Below are 18,910 nucleotides of genomic sequence, written 5' to 3'. Positions count from 1 at the left end.
TTTACGTATTGGAAGACATCTGCTTTAAATTCACTACAGCGTATAGGATATGTAAATGCGTAATTTTTATGAATACCAAGACGAAATAGTAAGAAAACGCTTTCCTGTTTGCTCTTCCTGATTTATCATAAGAGTATAAAGAAAAGAGGGGTTTTATGATAAGGACGATACCTGAAGATTTTTTAATCGGAACAAGCAGCAGTGCATGGCAGATCGAAGGGGTGGCAGGAAAAAGCAAAGAGCAGAAAAGCTGGGCAGAGCTGTTCTATGCATCAGCACCGGAAAAATGGCATAATGGAATCGGACCGGAAAAGGCGGCTGATTTCTATCACCGCTACAAAGAGGATATTCATACCATGGCATCTCTTCATATGAAAGCCTTTCGCTTTACCATACAATGGGCGCGGTTTATGAAGGATCCGATAGCCGGCATCGTGGATGAGGAGGCAGCTGCATATTATCTTGATGTGATCAAAACCATTCGGAAGGAGGGAATGGAGCCGCTGATTTCCCTTGAGCACTGGGACCTTCCGGCAGTGCTTATCGAACGCTTTAACGGCTGGGCAGGCAGAGAAACGCTGGACTGCTACATCATCTATGTGAAAGAGGTGCTGCGGCGTTTTGCGGATCAGGTAACCTGGTGGTTCGCCTTTACAGAACCAAACATACCAATAGACAACGGATATATGGATGCCATATGGTATCCGTTCACTCATGATCCGAAAACCGCTTACCAGGCACATTTTCATAAGATACTGGCAACCTCGTATGCAGTCGCATGCATAGAGCAGTATCGCTCCTATGGATGCCGCATGGGGGCTATGGTGCACATGACGCCGGTCTATGCGAAAAGCGGAGAGATTCAGGATGTAACAGCCGCATGGTATGCCGACTTGTTTCATGTGCGTCTGTATCTGGACCCGTACCTGAAGGGAGAGTTTCCAGCGGAGCTGCTGCATCAGCTTGAGCTGCATGACTGTATGTTCACCTATACGGAAGAGGATTTGCAGCATATCCGAGCACATCGTATTGCTATGCTCGGTATTGATTATTATTTTCCGATACGCGTGCAGTCGCGCAGTCATCCGTATTCCGGCCCCTTTCATCCAAAGCAGTTTTACGAGCCATGGATCAAGGAGGATCGCAAATTCAATGCGGACCGCGGCTGGGAGGTTTACGAACAGGCTGTCTATGATATTGGAATGCGCCTGAAAAATGAATATGGCAATCCGGACTGGCTGATCAGTGAAAACGGTATCGGTATTGCACATGAGGAGCGCTACCGAAACGAGCAGGGTAGCATTGACGATGATTATCGAATCGACTTCCTTTCTGAACATCTGCGGTATGCGCTGAAAGCAAGGGAAGCAGGCTGTCACTGTCATGGGTATCTCGTCTGGTCCTATATTGATAATGTGTCCGCCATCAATGCGTTTAAAAACCGATACGGTCTGCTGGAGCTGGATATAGAAACAGGAAAGCGGATTCCGAAGAAATCGGCTTACTGGTTTCAGGACATATTGGCTAAAAAGCAGCTTGATGATTGAAAATGTATGATAATGCACGATTAAACACACAAAAATATGCATAAACAAAATAATATGAGCGCAAATGGCTTGCGTCCCGGGTGGAATCCCATTATAATATGCATAGAAAGAATCAAAGCACAGCTGGATTCTTTGACGCAGCCTGCATGAATTTATGGATGGACGGTTTGCGGGTGTCATGATGCTGCAATCAGCAGGCACACGCAGACGATCCATACCAGAAGCAGGCGCATCGCTATGAGGAGGGCGCTTATGAAAGATTTTCTATTTTATACACCTGCAGCATCCGGCGTTGACTGGAAGCGCATCGATTCTCTTCGCCATGTGATGGAGAAACGCACTGCCAGTATATGCTCGCAGCGTGCTCTTCTGTATACACAATCCTTTCAGGAAAGTGAAGGAGAACCGTATATCATTCGCAAGGCAAAGGCCTTCGCCCACACCCTTGCCCATATGGATATCTATATCCAGCCCCATTCCCTGATATTCGGTAATCAGGCGTCCGCAAACTTCGCGGCTCCGATATTTCCGGAATATTCCATACAGTGGGTCATTGACGAGCTGGAAGCCTTCGATCAGCGAAGTGGTGATGTGTTTCAGATCAGCGAGGAAGTAAAACAGGATTTGAAACGCATAGCACCATACTGGCTACAGCATACCCATGAGGATGAGGTCAATGCACATCTCAGTGAGAATATCCGTCTTGCAGAGAAGCAGGGAGTTTTACACCGCGGTGGCATCTCCATGTCCGGAGACGGTCATATTGTTCCGGATCATGAAATGCTGTTGCAAAGAGGGTTTCGTTCGATCATCGATGAGGCGAAGCATGCCCTGACAAATACTGACTTGCAGGATGCACAGCGTAATTACTATCAGGCGGTTATCATTTCACTGGAAGGGGCTCTGCTGTTCTTTCAGCGCTTTGCCAAGCTGGCGGAGGAAATGGCGGAGCATGAGCAGGATGAAAAGAGAAGACAGGAGCTGCGAGTTATAGCACATATGGCCGGGACCATGATGGAACAGGGGGCCAGAAGCTTTTATGAAGGAGTAGAGGTGTGCTATATGGTGCATGTTCTGCAGATGATCGAAAGCAACGGGCATTCCTTCTGTTACGGCCGTTTTGACCAGTACATGCGAAAGCTGTATGAACAGGATGTAGAGCGGGGTGTGCTGACAAAGGATCAGGCACTGGAAATCATCACGCATATGTTCATTATGAATTCCTCCTGTAACAAGGTGCGTCCCTACGGTCATACAAAATACTCACAGGGCTATCCGCTTTATTCCAATCTGGTCGTCGGCGGGAAAACACCGCAGGGAAGCGACGGCACCAATGAGCTTTCCTATCTATGTATTGAGGCGATGCATCTGACATCCTTAGCGGAACCGAATTTCTCTGTCCGTTATCATTTGGAAACACCGAGGCAGTTTCTGAAGGCGGCTGCCTTGCTGATTCGCACCGGATGCGGCATGCCGAGCATGTTCAATGACGAGGTTGCCGCAAAGGGAATCGAGGATTTGGCAATACCGAAGAAGGATGCGCTGGATTATTGTCCGATCGGCTGTGTGGAAACCGGAGTTCCGGGGAAATACGGACATCGGGCTACCGGGATGACCTATGTAAACTGGGGCAAGGTTTTGGAGATTCTGCTGCATAACGGTGTGGATCCTGCAAGCGGCATCCAAATGCTGTCGGTCAATGGACAAGGCGGGGATGCTGTTACGTTTGAAAGCTATGAGGAATTGTGGCAGGGTTGGGAAAAGCTGCTGAAATTCTATTCTGATATATCGGTGGAATGCGATGCAATCTGTGATGATTCTCTGGTAAAATATGATGCTGATCCATTCGCAAGCTGTTTTATACAGGACTCCATGAAGCTGGGGAAAACCCTGAAGGAGGGTGGCTGCCGCTACGATGTGATTTCACAGTCCAATATCGGACCGTGCGTTGTCGGAAACGCATTATACGCAATAAAGAAGCTGGTGTTTGAAGAGCAGTCGGTAACCTGGGAAGAGCTGATGACTGCTATGCAGGATAACTGGCAGTCTCTGGAATCTGCTAGAATCCATAAAAAAATACGTCATGTAGCCAAGTTTGGAAATGATGATGATGCGGTGGATGAAATTGTTAAGGATGTTTTTGATTCCTACCTGAAGCTGCTTCCGCAGTATCGTACACAGCGTTATCAGCAGGGACCTGCAGTAAGCTGCTATACGATGTCGACCAGCAACATCACCTCCTATGTACCAAACGGCTTTGTCGTCGGCGCAACACCGGACGGGCGGTTTGCGGGAACACCGTTAAACGAGGGCTGTTCTCCAACACAGGGGACAGATACAAACGGTCCTACTGCGGTTATCAATTCGGTTGCCAAGCTGCCAAATGAGCAGGTGGCGGCAGGACAGCTGCTGAATATGCGTTTCTCCAGCGGTGCGCTGGCAGGAGAGGAAAATCTCGATAAGTTTGTCGACTTTCTGATGGCATCTGCGAAAAAGCACATCTACCATAATCAGTTCAATGTCATAGACAGTGCAACGCTGCGTCTGGCGCAGGAGCATCCGCAGGATTATACGGATCTGATTGTGCGTGTTGCCGGTTACTGTGCTCAGTTTGTTTCCCTGATGCCGGAAGCACAGGAAGCCATTATCGCACGTACGGAGAATACATGGTAGCCATTCACCTGTCGACCATACAGCGCTATTCCACAAAGGACGGCCCTGGAATACGGTCCACCGTGTTTCTGATTGGCTGCAATCTGCGCTGTGCATGGTGCTCCAATCCGGAGCTGATGCTGCCGTACAATAAGCTGCTCCATTTTTCATCTCTGTGCCGCGGCTGTCAAAGCTGTGTGCATGCGTATCCAGCAGCTGTATACATGGAGGACGGTGCTATTCACATGCATCCCTGTGCACAGCATATGGCAGGGGAGCTGGAGGAGGTATGTCCCTTTGATGCCCTTGAACAGGTTGGTATGCAGGTGGAGTGCCAACAGCTTGTAAAGCAGCTGGAAAAGGATTTCACATATTATGAGGAGTCCGGAGGCGGCGTGACGTTCAGCGGCGGGGAGCCGCTGTTACAGGCTGAGGCTTTGGCGGATACACTCTGTCTGCTGAAGCAGAAGCACATAGCAACATGTGTGGATACCGCTGGTGATGTGGCATGGGAGCATATGGAAAGGGCTGCGCAATACTGCGATTTGTTTCTCTATGATATCAAAGCCTTTGATGCGGCATTACACAAAAAAATCACCGGAGCGGACAACGGCCGAATTCTTGATAACGCAGGAAGACTGGCGGCGATGCACAAGCCGATGTGGATTCGCATGGTCATCGTGAAGGGATATAATGATGATCGAAGGGATTTGCGGAAAAGACTGCAGTTTGTGGCATCACTGGGTTCTGCGGTACAAAGAGTAGAGCTTTTACCATATCATGCACTGGGGGAAGGTAAGTATAAAAGCATGGAGCTGGCATACCCGATACAGGAGGATGCCTGTCCGGATGCTGAAACGCTGGCTTATTGCATGGAGGAGGGGCGAAGGCTCAATCTGCCAATGTATATGGAAAAAGCGTGAATATACTGGCGGCTGTCATTCGATTTCATAACCATCACATTCTTTATGCTGTTAAGAAAAGATAATAGTGCGAATGTATCAAAAGTTCTTTTAATTATTAAAAAATATGATACAATAATTTTAGGAATGTGATCGTGATAACTTTGAGCATGATATGAAGGCTACAGGGTGAGAAACCTGGCGGAATCCGGAATATACCGGGGTTCATGGATTGTTAGAGAGGTAAGTATCATTGATGGAGGATACCATCAGTGTGCTTGCCTTTTTTTATTATCACGAGCAGGAAAGGAGTGTCTTGACATGGGACAATTTATCAGATTGAGATTGACGAATGAGCTTTATGTGCTAAAAAAGGACAGATGGGGGTGTGCATATGATACGGACAGGATAACGGACATGCTCAATTCATGGTTTAACATGCAGCTTTATGATGCAGAGGAGCTCGAGGACAGCGTTCTCTTTACCCTCAAAAAGGATGTGTTTCAGGAGCATTTTCTCTCGTTTCTTATGGAACAGACACAGATTATGCATGATTTTGATGCGGAAGAAATCAAGGAGGAGGTGGAGGCATTGAAAAGCAGAAGCCTGCCTGATTATATGAAATGGATAAAGGAGAATCGCATGCCGTCCTGTCTATGGTATGGAAAATGCACCATTGTCTCACCGCTGTATTGTTCCGAAAAGCTGTATATGAGTGCCGATGGCGTGGATTATCTGGTAGAGGGTAAGGCTGTTATGGAATGCTATGATAGTTTGTTTACATATATCCATAACATGATTCGCAAAACCTCTGCGAATCCCTTAAAGGATACGGTGGCAGTTCTGCTTGACTAAGCATCCCTTTCGATTTCTGGATGCTATTGGATATGCGAACAGGTAACGTCTTTTTACGCTATTACACTATGATGAATGCCGATATAAAACAGCATAGAATTCGCCAGGCTTTCCTGTGGTCTTATATACACAGTCTGCCTGCTTGTTTGATTTTTCGTGCTTGCGCCGTGTTATTTTGCAGTCTGTAAAGGATGAGAGGCTTCCCGGCAGACACAGCATAAACATAGCGTTCCTGTCTTTACAGTCGCATCATAGGAATTCATAGTCCTCATCTGATACACAAATCAGCTGCCTGACCTCCTTCACCATATGCTGCTCCTGCTCAGTAATCTGATCTGTTATCAATACATCGTAATCGGACCACCTTGCGAAGGTATATGAGGAGGATTTGCGAAACTTGGAGGAATCGCATAACAGAATCCTCTGCTGTGCCTTCCGCAGCACATGCTGCTTGACCTCCATCTCCTCATGGGAAAAGGTTGCCGGTCCAAACGAATCAAGAAATCCGTCGCAGCCCATGAAGGCGGTATCGATATGGATGGCGTCAATCATGCTGTTTGTAAAACCGCCGATCGCAGCCTTGCCCTGCTTCTGCAGCAGCCCTCCTGCAATCATCAGCTGATGTGTGGTTTCCGATACCATAGACGCAATCGCAAGAGAATTCGTGACAACGGTCAAGCCCTTGCGTAGTCGCAGATATTTTGCCAGATATAAAATCGTACTGCCCGGATCAAGAAAAAGAACAGTGTTGTCCTGAATGAAATCCAGTGCCCTGCGTGCAATCAGCTGCTTCTCATATACATGCTCGCTCATTTTCACATCCAGCGGCAGCTGATAATAGGTGTTTTTTATTTCAGCGCCGCCATGATTTTTTATGATGATGCCCTGTTCATCCATACTGTTGAGATCCTTGCGAATCGTTTCGGTTGTGACCTGCAGCTGCTCCGCCAGTTCACTTACACGTGCGCTTCCCTGTGATACAATGATGCGATAGATTTCATTTCTTCTCTGCTGTGTTGTTTTTGCCATGGAGTCTCCCTCATTTCTATAGCTCCATGGTAGCGCAGCCAAAGGCTTTCGTCAATATAATCTCACATATGGAGTTGGGATTTCTTTGTAAATGTTTGTGTAAATTCTTTTCTTTGCTATTGAAAACAAGCTTTTCTGATTGTTTATTCTGAAAAAACAGGAATCATATTGCATTTGTGTAAAAATGCTTTATGATGTAGGCACAGTTAGAAAAAGAAAAAGGAGAAACCGATTATGAAGAGTAAACTGATTGAAATGCGTGAGAAATATCCACAGACGGAGCTATGGACGGATTCCTTCCACACAGCTGATCATGCATATGGTCTGACACAGGGGATCACAGGCATCACGACAAGTCCTACCTGGGTGTCCCGTATGCTGTGCAATGAGGAAGTCAGTGAGCATGAAAAGGTACTTTGTGAGCTGCAGGGAAAGCATCCGGAATATAATGAACAGGAAATGATATGGGCTTGGACACTGGAAATGGGAAAACGCAGAAGCAGGGTTCTGCTTCCGCTTTGGGAACAGGGGAATCCGAAGCAGGGGCGTTTCTCTATTCAGACATCCATCTATGACTACAGCAATACGGAAAAAATGGTACGCATGGCAGAGGAGGTAAACAGCTGCGGTCCGAATATGCAGGTGAAAATTCCATCCACAAAGGAAGGAATCAAGGCGATGGAGGAGGCTACCTTCAAAGGAATCAGTGTGATGGCGACCGTTTGCTTCAGCGTGGATCAGGCAGTCGCGGCAGCTGAGGCGATCGAGCGGGGAATGAAGCGGCGAACTGCGCAGGGGCTGTCCAATGCAGAGCTGAATCCGGTATGTGCGGTCTTGCTGGGAATGCAGGAGGACTGGCTGAAATCCTATGCGGAGAGCAGGGATATCGTCATACACCCGGACGCATTTCCATGGTGTGGTGTGGCCATCTGTAAAGAGGTATACCGGATATTTCAGGAACGCGGATATAAAACCAGAGTGCTGACGGCTTACTACCGCCATCAGCTGCACTGGTCTGAATTTATCGGAGGAGACATTATCATGACCATTCCTGCAAAGTGGCAGAAGCGATTCGCAAATTGTGATGTGGAAATCCGTGATTATATGAGTGAGGCTGTGGCTGCGGACAAGCTGAAGCTGCTGAATAAGCTTACACCGTTTGTACAGGCGTATACACAAGGGTCTTTGACAGAGGATGATTTCAACAGCTTCGGACCTGTTATTCTGACGATTCGCTATTTTACAGAGGAATATGAAAAGGCGGTACATAAGGTACGTGACATTCTGTTGCCGAATCCCATCCGTTAACTGCCTCGCCTTCAGCATGCGGCTGCCGTCTGTAAAACACTGACGGTAAAGCTGTCATGAGGGTCACTCAGCACATAGCTTACAAACAGATATGGGGAGATATGCGTGAGCGCTTTGGCAGCATAGAACAGGAAACTTCAAAAACCTGTACATAACAGATATCCGCAGTGTTGTGTTCAGCTGCTGTTCTGCTAGAAAATACCTGAAGCAGCATGCCACAGACAGTGAATCCCTCCATGAGAAAAAGCACAAAGCCGGATAAGGACTCCGATAACGCTTTGTGTTTTTGTCAAGGTCAAAACCCGAAATTGCCAACTCTGCATATATCCCGATAGTTTTCTTATTCAGAAGCAGGACAAAAGCAGTCATTCAGCATCATCTGTCCAGCAGTCCCGTATCGGGATAACTTTCTAAGCAGCCGGTAGAAGCTTCAAGAAGCTCAGCGCATCCAGTATCATTTGTATATGATCGAATGCCAGTGCTTCCTGATCCGGATTTACGCTGCGCGCTGTTTTCATATGGTACTGCATGCGATGCTGTGCATGATACAGGGTAAGCGTATTATCGTTTATCTGTACTTCAAACCATGCCGCATCATCTGCATCGTCCTTTGCCTCAACCTTTACATCCTGATTGATCAGCGCAACGTGGGCAACGGAAACTACACGCATACGGGGATCGCGGTGGACAGCCCCATAGGTATGCAGCTGGTATAGCTGCACCTGATTGCGTTCAATGGAGGTTTCCTCCTTCAGCTCACGATAGGCGGCATCCAGAATATCTTCCCCGATATTCAGAAAGCCTCCCGGTAAGGCCCACTGCTGTATATAGGGATGATTTTTTCTGCGAATCAATAACAGCTTCAGCCGGTTTTCGTATTTAGAAAATATAAGCATGTCCACGCTGAGGGCAGGACAGGGGTAGCGGCCGGCATCATATGCCTTTAAAAATTCCTCCTCTGTCTGACCCTTTGCATTCACCGGTTGTTTTTTTATCATACACTTCCGCCTCTTTTCTACTGTAAGCATAGCACAGGATTTCATTGTGTAGAAGAAAAAATTATGCAGAATACGGAAATCCATTTCTTAATATGCTATGATGATAGGGAAGAAACGGAGGAGCTGTTATGGATACAAGACTTGCGGAAAGATTATTCGTACTGATTACATCCAATATGGATCGTACCTATGAGGAAGAATGCAATATGGCTATGGATGTATTTCTCGAAGAGGAATTTGACATGGGTGAGCTGAAGCGCATGCTGCTGTATCTGCTGGATAAGGTGAAGGCAGACAGGCGGGAAATGGTGAAGGAAAAGATCGAACAGCAGATTGGTTCTTTACATGAGCAGTAGCTGGCAGATTTTGCAAGGCCGCCCTGCTTTTCATTTTGTGGAAAATACGCTATACTGATAGCATCAGTCAAATGGAGGTCGGATATGAAGAAATTTATCAGATTATGTGGAATCGCAGCTTGTACACTGCTGCTTCTGACAGGCTGCAGTTCAAAATATGAACGTGATGATGAGCCGGGAAGGGTGGAAAATATCACCGTTGCAAAGATGCAGGAAATGGTGGATAAGAAGGAAAGCTTTGCCATTGTATTTACGCAGACTACCTGCTCACACTGTATAGAATTCAAGAAAATGCTGGATGGTTACCTGCTGGATCATAACGTTGTACTGTATGATGTTGTTCTGGATGAAGCACCTGCCTCACAGCGGAAATCTGATTTGAATACGATTCGGAAAACCTTTCCGGGAATGAACGAAACACCTTCCCTTTACTATGTGAAGGAAGGAAAGCTGGAAAATCTATTGGAAAACGGTGATGATGGCTTAACGGAGGAAAAATTCGATAGCTGGGTACAGCGCTATAAGCTGGATGAGAAAAAATAAAATACATAAAAAAAGTATTCTGTATAAGGGATGTTTCCTGTTATAACGGAATACTTTTTTATGGACTTCTGTTTAAAAATATGCGCTGTCAAAGAAATCATAAAAGCAGATTACTGTAAGCTGCTGTCACATAAGGCATTCATGAGAATTACAAAAAGCAATCGCAAGCGCACTTTCTTTCAATTTGAAGTGACTGATAAAGGTATGGATGCATACGACCGGTTTGCATCTGTTTCATTGGCTGTTGATACTGTATGAATCTGTATGACATCCATCCTTTTCTCTTTGCTTTGATCAGATTTGAGAACAGGTATTATTTATTAGCTTTATCCACATAATACCAAAGCTTATATTGCGGCTCGTCAAACTCACTGACATAGGCATTTTTAGGATTGTCCTCACTGATTTTAATGCGCAGGCGCTCCTGCAGCTTCAGCTTCTTCTCATGAGCAGGAAGGATACTGTAAATCAGCTGTCTGACCTCGTAGCGCTGCTGGTTAACGTGATATTCCACAGTTACATATTTGGAGGGTAATCCGCGATATAGATAAAAACCATCCTCGATTTTTATTATTCGGCCATAGCTTTCATATCCGTGCAGTCTTGCCTTTTGTTTTCCAAACATCACCATCACCTGTTCAAAACCTTCCTTTTTATAACTATAGTATATCATTTTGATGTGGGAAAAGCAGGAACTTAAGAAAAAATAATATTTGAATATATTTGCTTGTGTTTCATGGTATACTTATATAAAAAGGAGACATATGAGACGAACAGACAGAGAAACAACAAGAGAAGAGGCATGGCGCATTTTTGATCAAAGCGCATATTCCGTGCTTTCCATGAGCTACCGGAATAGACCGTATGCCACTGCACTATCGGTAGCACGTATCGATGAGACCCTGTACTTTCACTGCGCCCGTGACGGGGAAAAAATCAGGGCTATGCGCGAAAATCCAAACGTCTGTTTGCACAGCGTTGCCCGTATGGAGAACTGTGCAGAAGGGTTTACTGTTTATTATGCATCCTGTACAATTAGAGGAATTGCGCAGGAGGTGGTTGATGAAGAGGAACGGCATCGCGCGCTGCTTGCCCTCTGCAGGACCTTTATACCACAGAGCATGGACATGGCAGAGCAGGAAATCCGCGATTTAAGGAGCGTTACTGCTGTGTGGAGCATCACCGTGCAGGAAATTACGGGAAAGCGGAATGCGGAAAAATGACAAATGTAATAAAAAACAAATGACATTTGAAAGTTGAATTTACAGGGAACCTTTTGTAAAATATACGTGCAATAAGATATTGGTTCTGCATGGTGGTAGTGCAGAAGCAGTTATGGTATTGTGGTGAATTTAGAAATTGGTCTTTCTTAAATTCCAATCTACAACATTGCTTGAATCGCACGGTATGACTTCTGCAGATGTTTGCTGGTAACATTCCTATGCAGAAAACCCATTCATAATCTGATCCGCTGCTAAAATCCTGAATCTGGAATAGACATGAAACCCTTCAACACCAATACAGGCGCGGAGTATCTCATACCGAATGCAAAGCTTCCGTCAATATGCAACCTATTTTATCAAAAAATATACGATAAAATAGAAAAGAACAAGCCAAAAGAGAGAGTGGCTTGTTTTTTTATGATATAATAATGGTTGATAAAAAGTGAGGTCTTTATGTCAAAACTGAAAGTGAGTATACGTTCCATTGTCATGTTTCTGTTCGCCCTGATGTTTGTTGTGGCCGGCTTGTCACTTCTGAGCCGCTATACCAGCGAGCAGTTCATCTATCGCAGCAAGAAGCCTCTGAAAATCGGGGCGACCTATATGACGCTGAACAATCCCTTTTTCAATGTAATCGATGATGAGGTACGCAATGTCGTCGAGGCAAACGGAGATGTTCTCATATCTCTGGATCCTGCACTTGATTTGCAGAAGCAAAAGGAACAGATTCACTATCTGATTGAACAGGGTGTCAGTGCGCTGATTATCAATCCGGTGGATTTTACGGGCTTGAGTGAGGAGCTGAAGGAGGCAAGGAAGCGAATATACCGGTCATTACTGTGGATACGGATGTATTTGATGAGGATCTTGTCGCGTATTCTCTGATGTCGGATAATTACGATGCCGGTGTGCAGTGTGCCAAGGATATGATGAAGCGGAAGAAATCGGCGGATATCGTATTGCTTCAGCACAGTACCGCCTATTCTGCTGTCCAGCGGATTCAGGGCTTTGTCGATACCATTAAGGATAAGCCGCAGTACCGTGTTGTGGAGCGAATCGAGTGTGAGGGACAGCTTGAAATCGCCATGCCGAAAATGGATGCCTTTTTGAATAAGGATATCTCCTTTGATGTGGTTATGGCACTGAACGACCCCAGTGCGCTGGGTGCCCTTGCCGCCATGCAGGATAAGGATCGTCTGCAGTCGGTACTTGTCTATGGTGTGGATGGATCGCCGGAAACTAAGGCACTGATCAAGGATCATATCATGACGGCATCCGTTTCCCAGTCACCGAAAACGATGGGAAAGGATGCGGCGGAGATCGTCTATAAAATACTGGAAAACAAGCCGTACAGCAGTAAGGCCAGAATACCGGTAACGCTGATCAATGAAAATAATATCGATCAGTTCTCTCTGGAAGGGTGGCAGTAATCATGTGGTTTATGAAATGGAGCAATGATGAGAAGCTGAAGGCGATTCACTGGATGATGTGCTTTCTCAATCTGACAATCATTCTGTTTATCAGTGTCATTATGTACATTACCACACTGCGCATCTGTGATATGTATGAGGCCAGGACCTTTCTTTCGACCTTACCGTGTCTGCCTTCCAATCCTCTGCGCATCATGATTACATCGGTCGCCTGTTTTCCGATACTTCTGTTTGTGATGCGGCTGCGGCATCAGATTCAGCTGACCACCTGGAAGCTGGCGGGAAGCTTTCTGCTGGAAACCTGTCTCTGTCTGATTATCATGCAGTCTCTCAGCTTTTCCACCAACAGCATTCTGCTTCTTGTGATGGCCGATCTGTTGACGTATATCAGCACCAACCGGGAACGGGCACTCTGTCTGGCCGTGATGATTGTCATCTATCTGTGCGGGAATTATGATTTTCTGTCCGGACGCTTTGCCATCGTCTCCTTCAATGACTATCTCGCCTGCTATAACTCCATGACGCAGTCCGTGCTTTCCAGTATCCATAACACGCTGGCTTCCCTGAACATCATCATGTTTATCCTGTACATGATCTTTCTTGTGCAGGAGAAAATCAATGAAAGCAAGAAATTTCTACAGATGAATCAGGAGCTGCAGGATTTGAATGAACAGCTGAAGGAATATGCCAACATCCGTGAAAAGATGGGAGCGACCAGAGAACGAAACCGTCTGGCAAGAGAAATTCATGATACGCTGGGGCACACACTGACCGGCTTATCCGTAGGTATCGATGCCTGTGTACTGATGAGTGAAATCGATCCGGCCGCAACAAAGAATCAGCTGAGCATGCTGGCGGAAACGGCCAGAAACGGCTTGAAGGATGTGCGGCGTTCCGTGGATAAGCTGCGTCCGGATGCACTGGAGCATTATACGCTGAAGGAAGCTCTGGATAAAATGATTCAGGAATTCCAGGGGGTTACCGATGTCGTTATTCATTTTGTATGTCATCTTCCGCATTTAACCTTTGATAAGGACGAGGAAGAGGTCATATACCGCATTATTCAGGAGGGAATGACGAATGCGGTCCGACACGGCAAGGCGAAGGAGATATTTATATCCATCGCAAAGGAAAATGATACGCTGATTCTGATTATCGAGGATGATGGAATCGGCTGTGAAACTATTAAGCCGGACTTTGGACTGCACCACATGCAGGAGCGTATCGCCCTCTTGCAGGGAGATATCCGGTTTTACGGATCCAACGGGTTTGTGATCCTTGCAGAAATTCCAATCAGGGAGGGTATCTGATGATTAAGATTATGATTGCGGATGATCAGGAGCTGATCCGCGAAAGTCTGAAAATTATATTGAGTACAAAAGAAGAATTCAGGGTGATTGCCACCGTAGGAAGCGGTAAGGAGGTCATTGAGGCAATACGCAGGGAGCAGCCGGATGTCATTTTGATGGATATGCGGATGCCGGATATGGATGGGGTACACTGTACCAAGTTTGTGAAGGAAGTGTATCCGGATGTGAAGGTTATTGTTCTGACAACCTTTGATGATGATGAATATGTATATTCTGCTTTGAAATACGGAGCCAGCGGCTATCTGTTGAAGGGGGTATCACTGGATGAGCTTTCCAATGCGATAAAAACCGTGCTGCAGGGTGGTGCGATTTTCAATCCCAATGTCGCAAGCAAGGCGATTCGTATCTTTTCGCAGATGGCGAAGAATAATGTGGTTACTGAGAAATTTCAGAGTCAGGATGATCTTCCCACACTGAGCAATACGGAGTGGAAAATCATTCAGCAGGTGGCACAGGGGCTGTCCAATAAGGAAATCGCAGAAATCCTGAAGTTTACAGAGGGTACGATACGAAATTATCTGAGTGTTATTCTGGATAAGCTGGAGCTGCGCGATCGTACGCAGCTGGCCATCTGGTATATACACCGGGAAAAAGCGGAACAGGACGATAACGGATGAAACGGCGTCTGTTGATCACTCTGGTGTTGCTGCTGCTGTGTATCGGCGGAATCGGATGGTTTTCCTATATGCAGCAGAAAACAGTAGTCCTGAAATTCGGCATGTTTGCCGGAAGCAACTGGGATGTTCCCAACGGAGACAGCTATAAAATTATCGATCAGGCCATTGAACGCTTTGAAAAGGCACATCCGAATGTGCGGGTGGAATATGTGAGCGGTCTGCAGAAGGCGGATTACTCTGAATGGCTTTCCCAGCAGGCACTGGAAGGTGATTTGCCGGATGTATACATGGTGCTGTCCGATGATTTGTATACCTTTGCGGATATCGGAATGCTGGAGGAGCTGGATTCCTACATACAGCGTGATGAAAAGCTTACGGTGAAAAATTATTTTACACCGGCATTGAAAAGCGGACAGATGGATGGCAGGCAGTACGCACTGCCATATGAAAGTGTTCCAACCATGATGTATGTGAATAAGACGCTGCTGGACAAGTTCGGTATCGCCCTGCCGGATAATAACTGGACATGGGATGATTTCTATGCAATCTGTGAAAAGGTGACCCTGGATTCGGATCATGACGGTTCCCTGGATACCTTTGGTGTTTACGGCTATGGCTGGCAGAATGCGCTTGCCTCCAACGATGCGACGATTTTCAATGCCAGCGGAACGAGTGCGACTCTGGCGAATGACAAGGTGTATGAGGCTGTGGAATTTACGAGAAAGCTGGAGGAGCTGAATAAGGGGCAGAGTGTGAACAGTGCTATGTTTGATAAGGGTATGGTTGCCTTTTGTCCAATGAAATTCAGCGAATACAGAACCTACAAGCCCTATCCGTGGCGTGTGAAGAAATATACGAATTTTGAGTGGGACTGCATTCCTATGCCTGCGGGACCAGAGGGGGATAATGTGTCGCAGCTGGATACGTTGAGTATGGGGATCAGTGCGAGCAGCTCGCATAAGAAGCTGGCGTGGGAATTTTTAAAATCGCTGTGCTATGATACAACGGCACAGAAGGATATTTTTAAGTACTCACAGGGCGTTTCCGTGTTAAAGGATATCACGGGCTCCAAACAGGTGATGGAGTATTTACTGAAGGATGCCCCGGGGGATTCCACCTTCAATATGGATTTCTTTAATGATACGATGGAGCATGCAATTCCAAATACCAAGTTTACTGATTACGATCAGGTGATTTCGGTTGCGGACAGTGAGATACGAAGACTGCTGGGGACGGATGAGGATATCAAGACAAGCATCAACACTCTGCAGACAAAGATTGATTTGATTCTGAAAAAATAGAGGAGCAGGGAATGGTAAGTGGGTGATTCTCAGGACAAACGGGTATTGAAGCGCTGAATAGCGTTGATACTCGTTTTTTTTAAAGGAGTTTACAACACCTTTGCCTATGTGCAGGACTCCTGCATTCTCTTTGGCTTTCAGGCTCAGGGTGCAGAATGCAGTGCGTGTGTTTTCACCAGATAAAACAATGTGTTCCTATCTACAGACGGATGTTTGTAGGTGCTGGTAATACGGGAATATACGGGTGTATCTTTTACTTGATAAATCATACCGTGCTATGAAGAAAAATGAATCTGTAAATAGAAACATATAATTGGCATACAAAATATGATGTGTTGTGAAAAGGTGGTATATATACAGAGATATCCGTCATGTTTGAATGTAAAAAAAAGGGAATCCGGCGATTATGAGTGCAATAGCTTTGGATATCCCTGTTTTTTTATCTGCATAACTAGCTTCGCTTTGATAATTCTTTCGTGTGCGTTTAATATTTGCGGAAACGATAGCCGCTTCCCCATACGGTTTCGATAAATTTCGGATTGGCACTGTCCTTTTCGATTTTCTCACGGATCCGATTGATGTGTACGGTAACGGTAGAGATTTCACCGATGGCATCCAGTCCCCATATTTTTTCAAACAGCTGATCCTTGCTGAAAACGATATTCGGATTTTTGGCAAGGAATACGAGAAGCTCAAATTCCTTGTTGGGGAGAACGAGGGATTCACCATCCAAAAAAACCTCATGGGAGTTTAAATCAATCATCAGATTTTCGATTTGCAGCAGATTCTCTTTTTTCTGTGCTCCCTGTGTCAGCCGTTCATAATTGGCGATTTGTGATTTCACTCTTGCAATCAGTTCGCTTGGATTAAACGGCTTTACGATATAGTCATTGGCACCCAGACCAAGACCCCGGATTTTATCCATATCCTCACGCTTGGCTGATACCAGAATGATCGGTACATTTTTCGATGCTCTCAGATTCCGGCATACCTGAAAGCCGTCTTCCTTCGGCAGCATGACATCCAGCAGAATCAAAGCAAAATCCTCCTGCAAGGCGCGTTTTAATCCGCTTTCACCATCCTCACAGATTTCAACCTCATAGTCATTCGCTTCCAGATAATCGCGTTCCAGTTCCGCAATCGCTCTGTCATCCTCTACAATCAGTATTCGTTTCATAGCGTTGTTCCTCCTTGTAAAAGCGGCAGTCTTATCGTAATACACAGACCCTTGTTCAATTCACCGCTGGCGCTTATTTCACCCTTCATCTGGGTTATGATTTGCTTGGTGATGGAAAGACCCAGTCCGTTTCCCTTCACCTTGGAGCTTCTCGCAGGATCGCTGCGATAGAAGCTGTCAAACAATCTTGGTGCCTGGGATGGATCGATTCCGATTCCATTGTCCTGAAATGTGAGAATGCATTCCTTCTTATCGCATTCTAGTGTGACATCAATGTGCACCGGATTCTCACTTCTATATTTTATACTATTCTGACACAGATTGTCCAATACCCGAATAAAATGTGTACGGTCCATCAAAACCTGCACGGGCTGCGTGCATTTGACGGTAAGCTTTATGCTTGCATGCTCATAGCGGGAAGCACATTCCTGATACCAGTCCTGTAAAAAGTCTGCCAGATTTACACATTCATCATGAAACGGCACCTGTCCCAGATCCAGCTTGGATAAGAGAAAGAGACTTTCCACCAGCGCATTCATGGCATTTGTTTTCTCCTGTATGATATGCAGATAGTGCTGCTGTTTTTCCGGCGTATCCGCAATCCCGTCCAGCAGTCCGTTGACATACCCCTGCATGGAGGTGAGCGGTGTGGAAAGGTCATGGGAAATGCCTGCAATGAGCTCCTTGCGGTTCAGGTCATATTGGGACCGCAGCTTTTCCGACTCGATCAGCTGCTTGCGCATCGCTTCGAAGTTTGAGCACAGCTCGCCGATTTCATCCTCTTTCTCCACAGAGATCTCCTGCTTCAGATTACCGCTTCGGATTTCACTGGTAGCCTGATTGAGATCATACAGCGGAATCAGGATATGCTGTGCCAGCTTTCTTGTCAGTACGGCACCCAGTGCTACAATGAATAATACCATGAATACACCGGTTGCGACAATCGTTATTTTGATCATCAGCTTGGTATGCTCCCAGGATTCATAAGAGTCCTGAGGGAAGGTGAGATCTTTCCCGGAAAAGGTTATGCGCAGGGTTTTATCCGCCGCATTTTTCAGCTCAGCCTGATATGCCATGCCGTTTGCATTCCATATGATATAAGGAAGCTCATACTGCTTTGTTTCGGCTATGCTTTCGAATTCCTTCTGCATGCTTTTTCGGTTGACTCCGCTGCTGTGGTATAAAACCTCCGCTTTTTGATCGTGTGCTTCCTCGACGAAAATATGAAGACCTGATTTTTCAAGCTGTGCGAGAATACGCTTGGCCTCGTCCGTGATGTGCTCACTTCCTGCCAGCTCGTCGTTCATTGTTTTGATCAGCAGTGTAGGTCCGTAGTTTGAGGTGTTTAACAGGACATTGCGGATGAGTGCAGCCGGAGAGTGTGTCACAAAGGAAAATCCCAGCAGCAGGGAAAACAGAATGAAGCATACAAAAATGATGGGAATGAGTACCATAAGAAAATTGGAAAGCAGTATTTTTTTACGTATGGATATATCTCGATAGCGCATGTTACCACCCCTTTGCATGTTCATTATGTAGGAATTCATCATGAAAAGCAAGGGAAAACGGCAGTGTTAATAGAAAGTATAGAATCTTTGCTGT

The 18,910-nt window shown here is 45.9% G+C and carries 16 protein-coding genes and 1 pseudogene; 12 read left to right on the top strand and 5 right to left on the bottom strand.

Features of this window, described 5'->3' with window-relative positions; translation table 11 throughout:
- Positions 1-155: 155 nt before the first annotated feature.
- The 4 genes from KSZ58_RS15810 to KSZ58_RS15795 all read left to right on the top strand — a co-directional run bounded on the left by KSZ58_RS15810 (position 156) and on the right by KSZ58_RS15795 (position 5,956).
- A complete protein-coding gene (locus KSZ58_RS15810; RefSeq protein WP_009269650.1) occupies positions 156-1,547 on the top strand; it encodes a glycoside hydrolase family 1 protein in 1,392 nt (463 codons plus the stop codon).
- 252 nt (positions 1,548-1,799) lie between these two features.
- Entirely contained in the window at positions 1,800-4,220 is a 2,421-nt protein-coding gene (locus tag KSZ58_RS15805; protein ID WP_008819596.1) for a formate C-acetyltransferase/glycerol dehydratase family glycyl radical enzyme, read from the top strand.
- Positions 4,214-5,122: a glycyl-radical enzyme activating protein gene (locus tag KSZ58_RS15800; protein ID WP_008819597.1), complete on the top strand. Its 909-nt coding sequence runs from the start codon at positions 4,214-4,216 to the stop codon at positions 5,120-5,122. The genes KSZ58_RS15805 and KSZ58_RS15800 overlap by 7 nt, the downstream gene beginning before the upstream one ends.
- Positions 5,123-5,422: 300 nt before the next feature.
- Positions 5,423-5,956, top strand: coding sequence for a hypothetical protein (locus tag KSZ58_RS15795; RefSeq protein ID WP_002607942.1), 534 nt, complete (start codon positions 5,423-5,425; stop codon positions 5,954-5,956).
- A 249-nt stretch (positions 5,957-6,205) separates the two neighbouring features.
- On the opposite strand, the gene KSZ58_RS15790 is transcribed toward KSZ58_RS15795, so the two are convergent.
- Positions 6,206-6,985, bottom strand: coding sequence for a DeoR/GlpR family DNA-binding transcription regulator (locus tag KSZ58_RS15790; protein ID WP_002607943.1), 780 nt, complete (start codon positions 6,983-6,985; stop codon positions 6,206-6,208).
- Between the two features lie 234 nt (positions 6,986-7,219).
- Between KSZ58_RS15790 and KSZ58_RS15785 the strand changes: the two genes are divergently transcribed.
- The gene (locus KSZ58_RS15785; RefSeq protein WP_009269649.1) at positions 7,220-8,293 is read left to right on the top strand and encodes a transaldolase family protein; all 1,074 of its coding nucleotides are present in this window, start codon (positions 7,220-7,222) and stop codon (positions 8,291-8,293) included.
- Positions 8,294-8,703: 410 nt separating this feature from the next.
- On the opposite strand, the gene KSZ58_RS15780 is transcribed toward KSZ58_RS15785, so the two are convergent.
- A complete protein-coding gene (locus KSZ58_RS15780; protein WP_009269648.1) occupies positions 8,704-9,291 on the bottom strand; it encodes an NUDIX hydrolase in 588 nt (195 codons plus the stop codon).
- Between the two features lie 128 nt (positions 9,292-9,419).
- On the opposite strand from KSZ58_RS15780, the gene KSZ58_RS15775 reads away from it, so the two are divergent.
- Together KSZ58_RS15775 and KSZ58_RS15770 are read left to right on the top strand one after the other, a co-directional pair.
- Positions 9,420-9,647, top strand: a complete 228-nt coding sequence (locus KSZ58_RS15775) for a hypothetical protein (protein ID WP_002607946.1) — start codon at positions 9,420-9,422, stop codon at positions 9,645-9,647.
- A gap of 84 nt (positions 9,648-9,731) precedes the next feature.
- A complete protein-coding gene (locus KSZ58_RS15770) occupies positions 9,732-10,190 on the top strand; it encodes a hypothetical protein (RefSeq protein ID WP_008819603.1) in 459 nt (152 codons plus the stop codon).
- Between the two features lie 313 nt (positions 10,191-10,503).
- Here KSZ58_RS15770 and KSZ58_RS15765 read toward each other — a convergent pair whose 3' ends face one another.
- The gene (locus tag KSZ58_RS15765) at positions 10,504-10,815 is read right to left on the bottom strand and encodes a hypothetical protein (protein ID WP_009269646.1); all 312 of its coding nucleotides are present in this window, start codon (positions 10,813-10,815) and stop codon (positions 10,504-10,506) included.
- A 139-nt stretch (positions 10,816-10,954) separates the two neighbouring features.
- Between KSZ58_RS15765 and KSZ58_RS15760 the strand changes: the two genes are divergently transcribed.
- The 5 genes and pseudogenes from KSZ58_RS15760 to KSZ58_RS15740 all read left to right on the top strand — a co-directional run bounded on the left by KSZ58_RS15760 (position 10,955) and on the right by KSZ58_RS15740 (position 16,131).
- Complete coding sequence (locus KSZ58_RS15760) at positions 10,955-11,413, top strand: pyridoxamine 5'-phosphate oxidase family protein (protein WP_008819606.1); 459 nt, start codon at positions 10,955-10,957, stop codon at positions 11,411-11,413.
- A gap of 453 nt (positions 11,414-11,866) precedes the next feature.
- Positions 11,867-12,843, top strand: a pseudogene (locus tag KSZ58_RS23385) (sugar ABC transporter substrate-binding protein).
- 2 nt (positions 12,844-12,845) lie between these two features.
- On the top strand, positions 12,846-14,153 hold the full coding sequence (locus tag KSZ58_RS15750) for a sensor histidine kinase (protein ID WP_009269644.1): 1,308 nt from the start codon (positions 12,846-12,848) through the stop codon (positions 14,151-14,153).
- On the top strand, positions 14,153-14,830 hold the full coding sequence (locus KSZ58_RS15745) for a response regulator transcription factor (protein WP_008727190.1): 678 nt from the start codon (positions 14,153-14,155) through the stop codon (positions 14,828-14,830). Before KSZ58_RS15750 ends, KSZ58_RS15745 begins: the two co-directional genes overlap by 1 nt.
- Positions 14,827-16,131, top strand: a complete 1,305-nt coding sequence (locus tag KSZ58_RS15740; protein WP_009269643.1) for a sugar ABC transporter substrate-binding protein — start codon at positions 14,827-14,829, stop codon at positions 16,129-16,131. Before KSZ58_RS15745 ends, KSZ58_RS15740 begins: the two co-directional genes overlap by 4 nt.
- A gap of 484 nt (positions 16,132-16,615) precedes the next feature.
- Here KSZ58_RS15740 and KSZ58_RS15735 read toward each other — a convergent pair whose 3' ends face one another.
- Both KSZ58_RS15735 and KSZ58_RS15730 read right to left on the bottom strand, forming a co-directional pair.
- Complete coding sequence (locus KSZ58_RS15735; protein ID WP_002607954.1) at positions 16,616-17,308, bottom strand: response regulator transcription factor; 693 nt, start codon at positions 17,306-17,308, stop codon at positions 16,616-16,618.
- Positions 17,305-18,816: a cell wall metabolism sensor histidine kinase WalK gene (locus tag KSZ58_RS15730; RefSeq protein ID WP_142419811.1), complete on the bottom strand. Its 1,512-nt coding sequence runs from the start codon at positions 18,814-18,816 to the stop codon at positions 17,305-17,307. The genes KSZ58_RS15735 and KSZ58_RS15730 overlap by 4 nt, the downstream gene beginning before the upstream one ends.
- Positions 18,817-18,910: the final 94 nt, after the last annotated feature.

The sequence above is a fragment of the Erysipelatoclostridium sp. DFI.2.3 genome (assembly GCF_019132535.1).
Classification (GTDB): domain Bacteria; phylum Bacillota_I; class Bacilli_A; order Erysipelotrichales; family Erysipelotrichaceae; genus Clostridium_AQ; species Clostridium_AQ innocuum.
This window is presented reverse-complemented; position numbering and strand designations above follow the sequence as displayed.

Coding starts and splice junctions, on each gene's coding strand:
- KSZ58_RS15810 (WP_009269650.1), top strand. CDS start 156: ATGATAAGGACGATACCTGAAGATTTTTTAATCGGAACAAGCAGCAGT.
- KSZ58_RS15805 (WP_008819596.1), top strand. CDS start 1,800: ATGAAAGATTTTCTATTTTATACACCTGCAGCATCCGGCGTTGACTGG.
- KSZ58_RS15800 (WP_008819597.1), top strand. CDS start 4,214: ATGGTAGCCATTCACCTGTCGACCATACAGCGCTATTCCACAAAGGAC.
- KSZ58_RS15795 (WP_002607942.1), top strand. CDS start 5,423: ATGGGACAATTTATCAGATTGAGATTGACGAATGAGCTTTATGTGCTA.
- KSZ58_RS15790 (WP_002607943.1), bottom strand. CDS start 6,985: ATGGCAAAAACAACACAGCAGAGAAGAAATGAAATCTATCGCATCATT.
- KSZ58_RS15785 (WP_009269649.1), top strand. CDS start 7,220: ATGAAGAGTAAACTGATTGAAATGCGTGAGAAATATCCACAGACGGAG.
- KSZ58_RS15780 (WP_009269648.1), bottom strand. CDS start 9,291: ATGATAAAAAAACAACCGGTGAATGCAAAGGGTCAGACAGAGGAGGAA.
- KSZ58_RS15775 (WP_002607946.1), top strand. CDS start 9,420: ATGGATACAAGACTTGCGGAAAGATTATTCGTACTGATTACATCCAAT.
- KSZ58_RS15770 (WP_008819603.1), top strand. CDS start 9,732: ATGAAGAAATTTATCAGATTATGTGGAATCGCAGCTTGTACACTGCTG.
- KSZ58_RS15765 (WP_009269646.1), bottom strand. CDS start 10,815: ATGTTTGGAAAACAAAAGGCAAGACTGCACGGATATGAAAGCTATGGC.
- KSZ58_RS15760 (WP_008819606.1), top strand. CDS start 10,955: ATGAGACGAACAGACAGAGAAACAACAAGAGAAGAGGCATGGCGCATT.
- KSZ58_RS15750 (WP_009269644.1), top strand. CDS start 12,846: ATGTGGTTTATGAAATGGAGCAATGATGAGAAGCTGAAGGCGATTCAC.
- KSZ58_RS15745 (WP_008727190.1), top strand. CDS start 14,153: ATGATTAAGATTATGATTGCGGATGATCAGGAGCTGATCCGCGAAAGT.
- KSZ58_RS15740 (WP_009269643.1), top strand. CDS start 14,827: ATGAAACGGCGTCTGTTGATCACTCTGGTGTTGCTGCTGCTGTGTATC.
- KSZ58_RS15735 (WP_002607954.1), bottom strand. CDS start 17,308: ATGAAACGAATACTGATTGTAGAGGATGACAGAGCGATTGCGGAACTG.
- KSZ58_RS15730 (WP_142419811.1), bottom strand. CDS start 18,816: ATGCGCTATCGAGATATATCCATACGTAAAAAAATACTGCTTTCCAAT.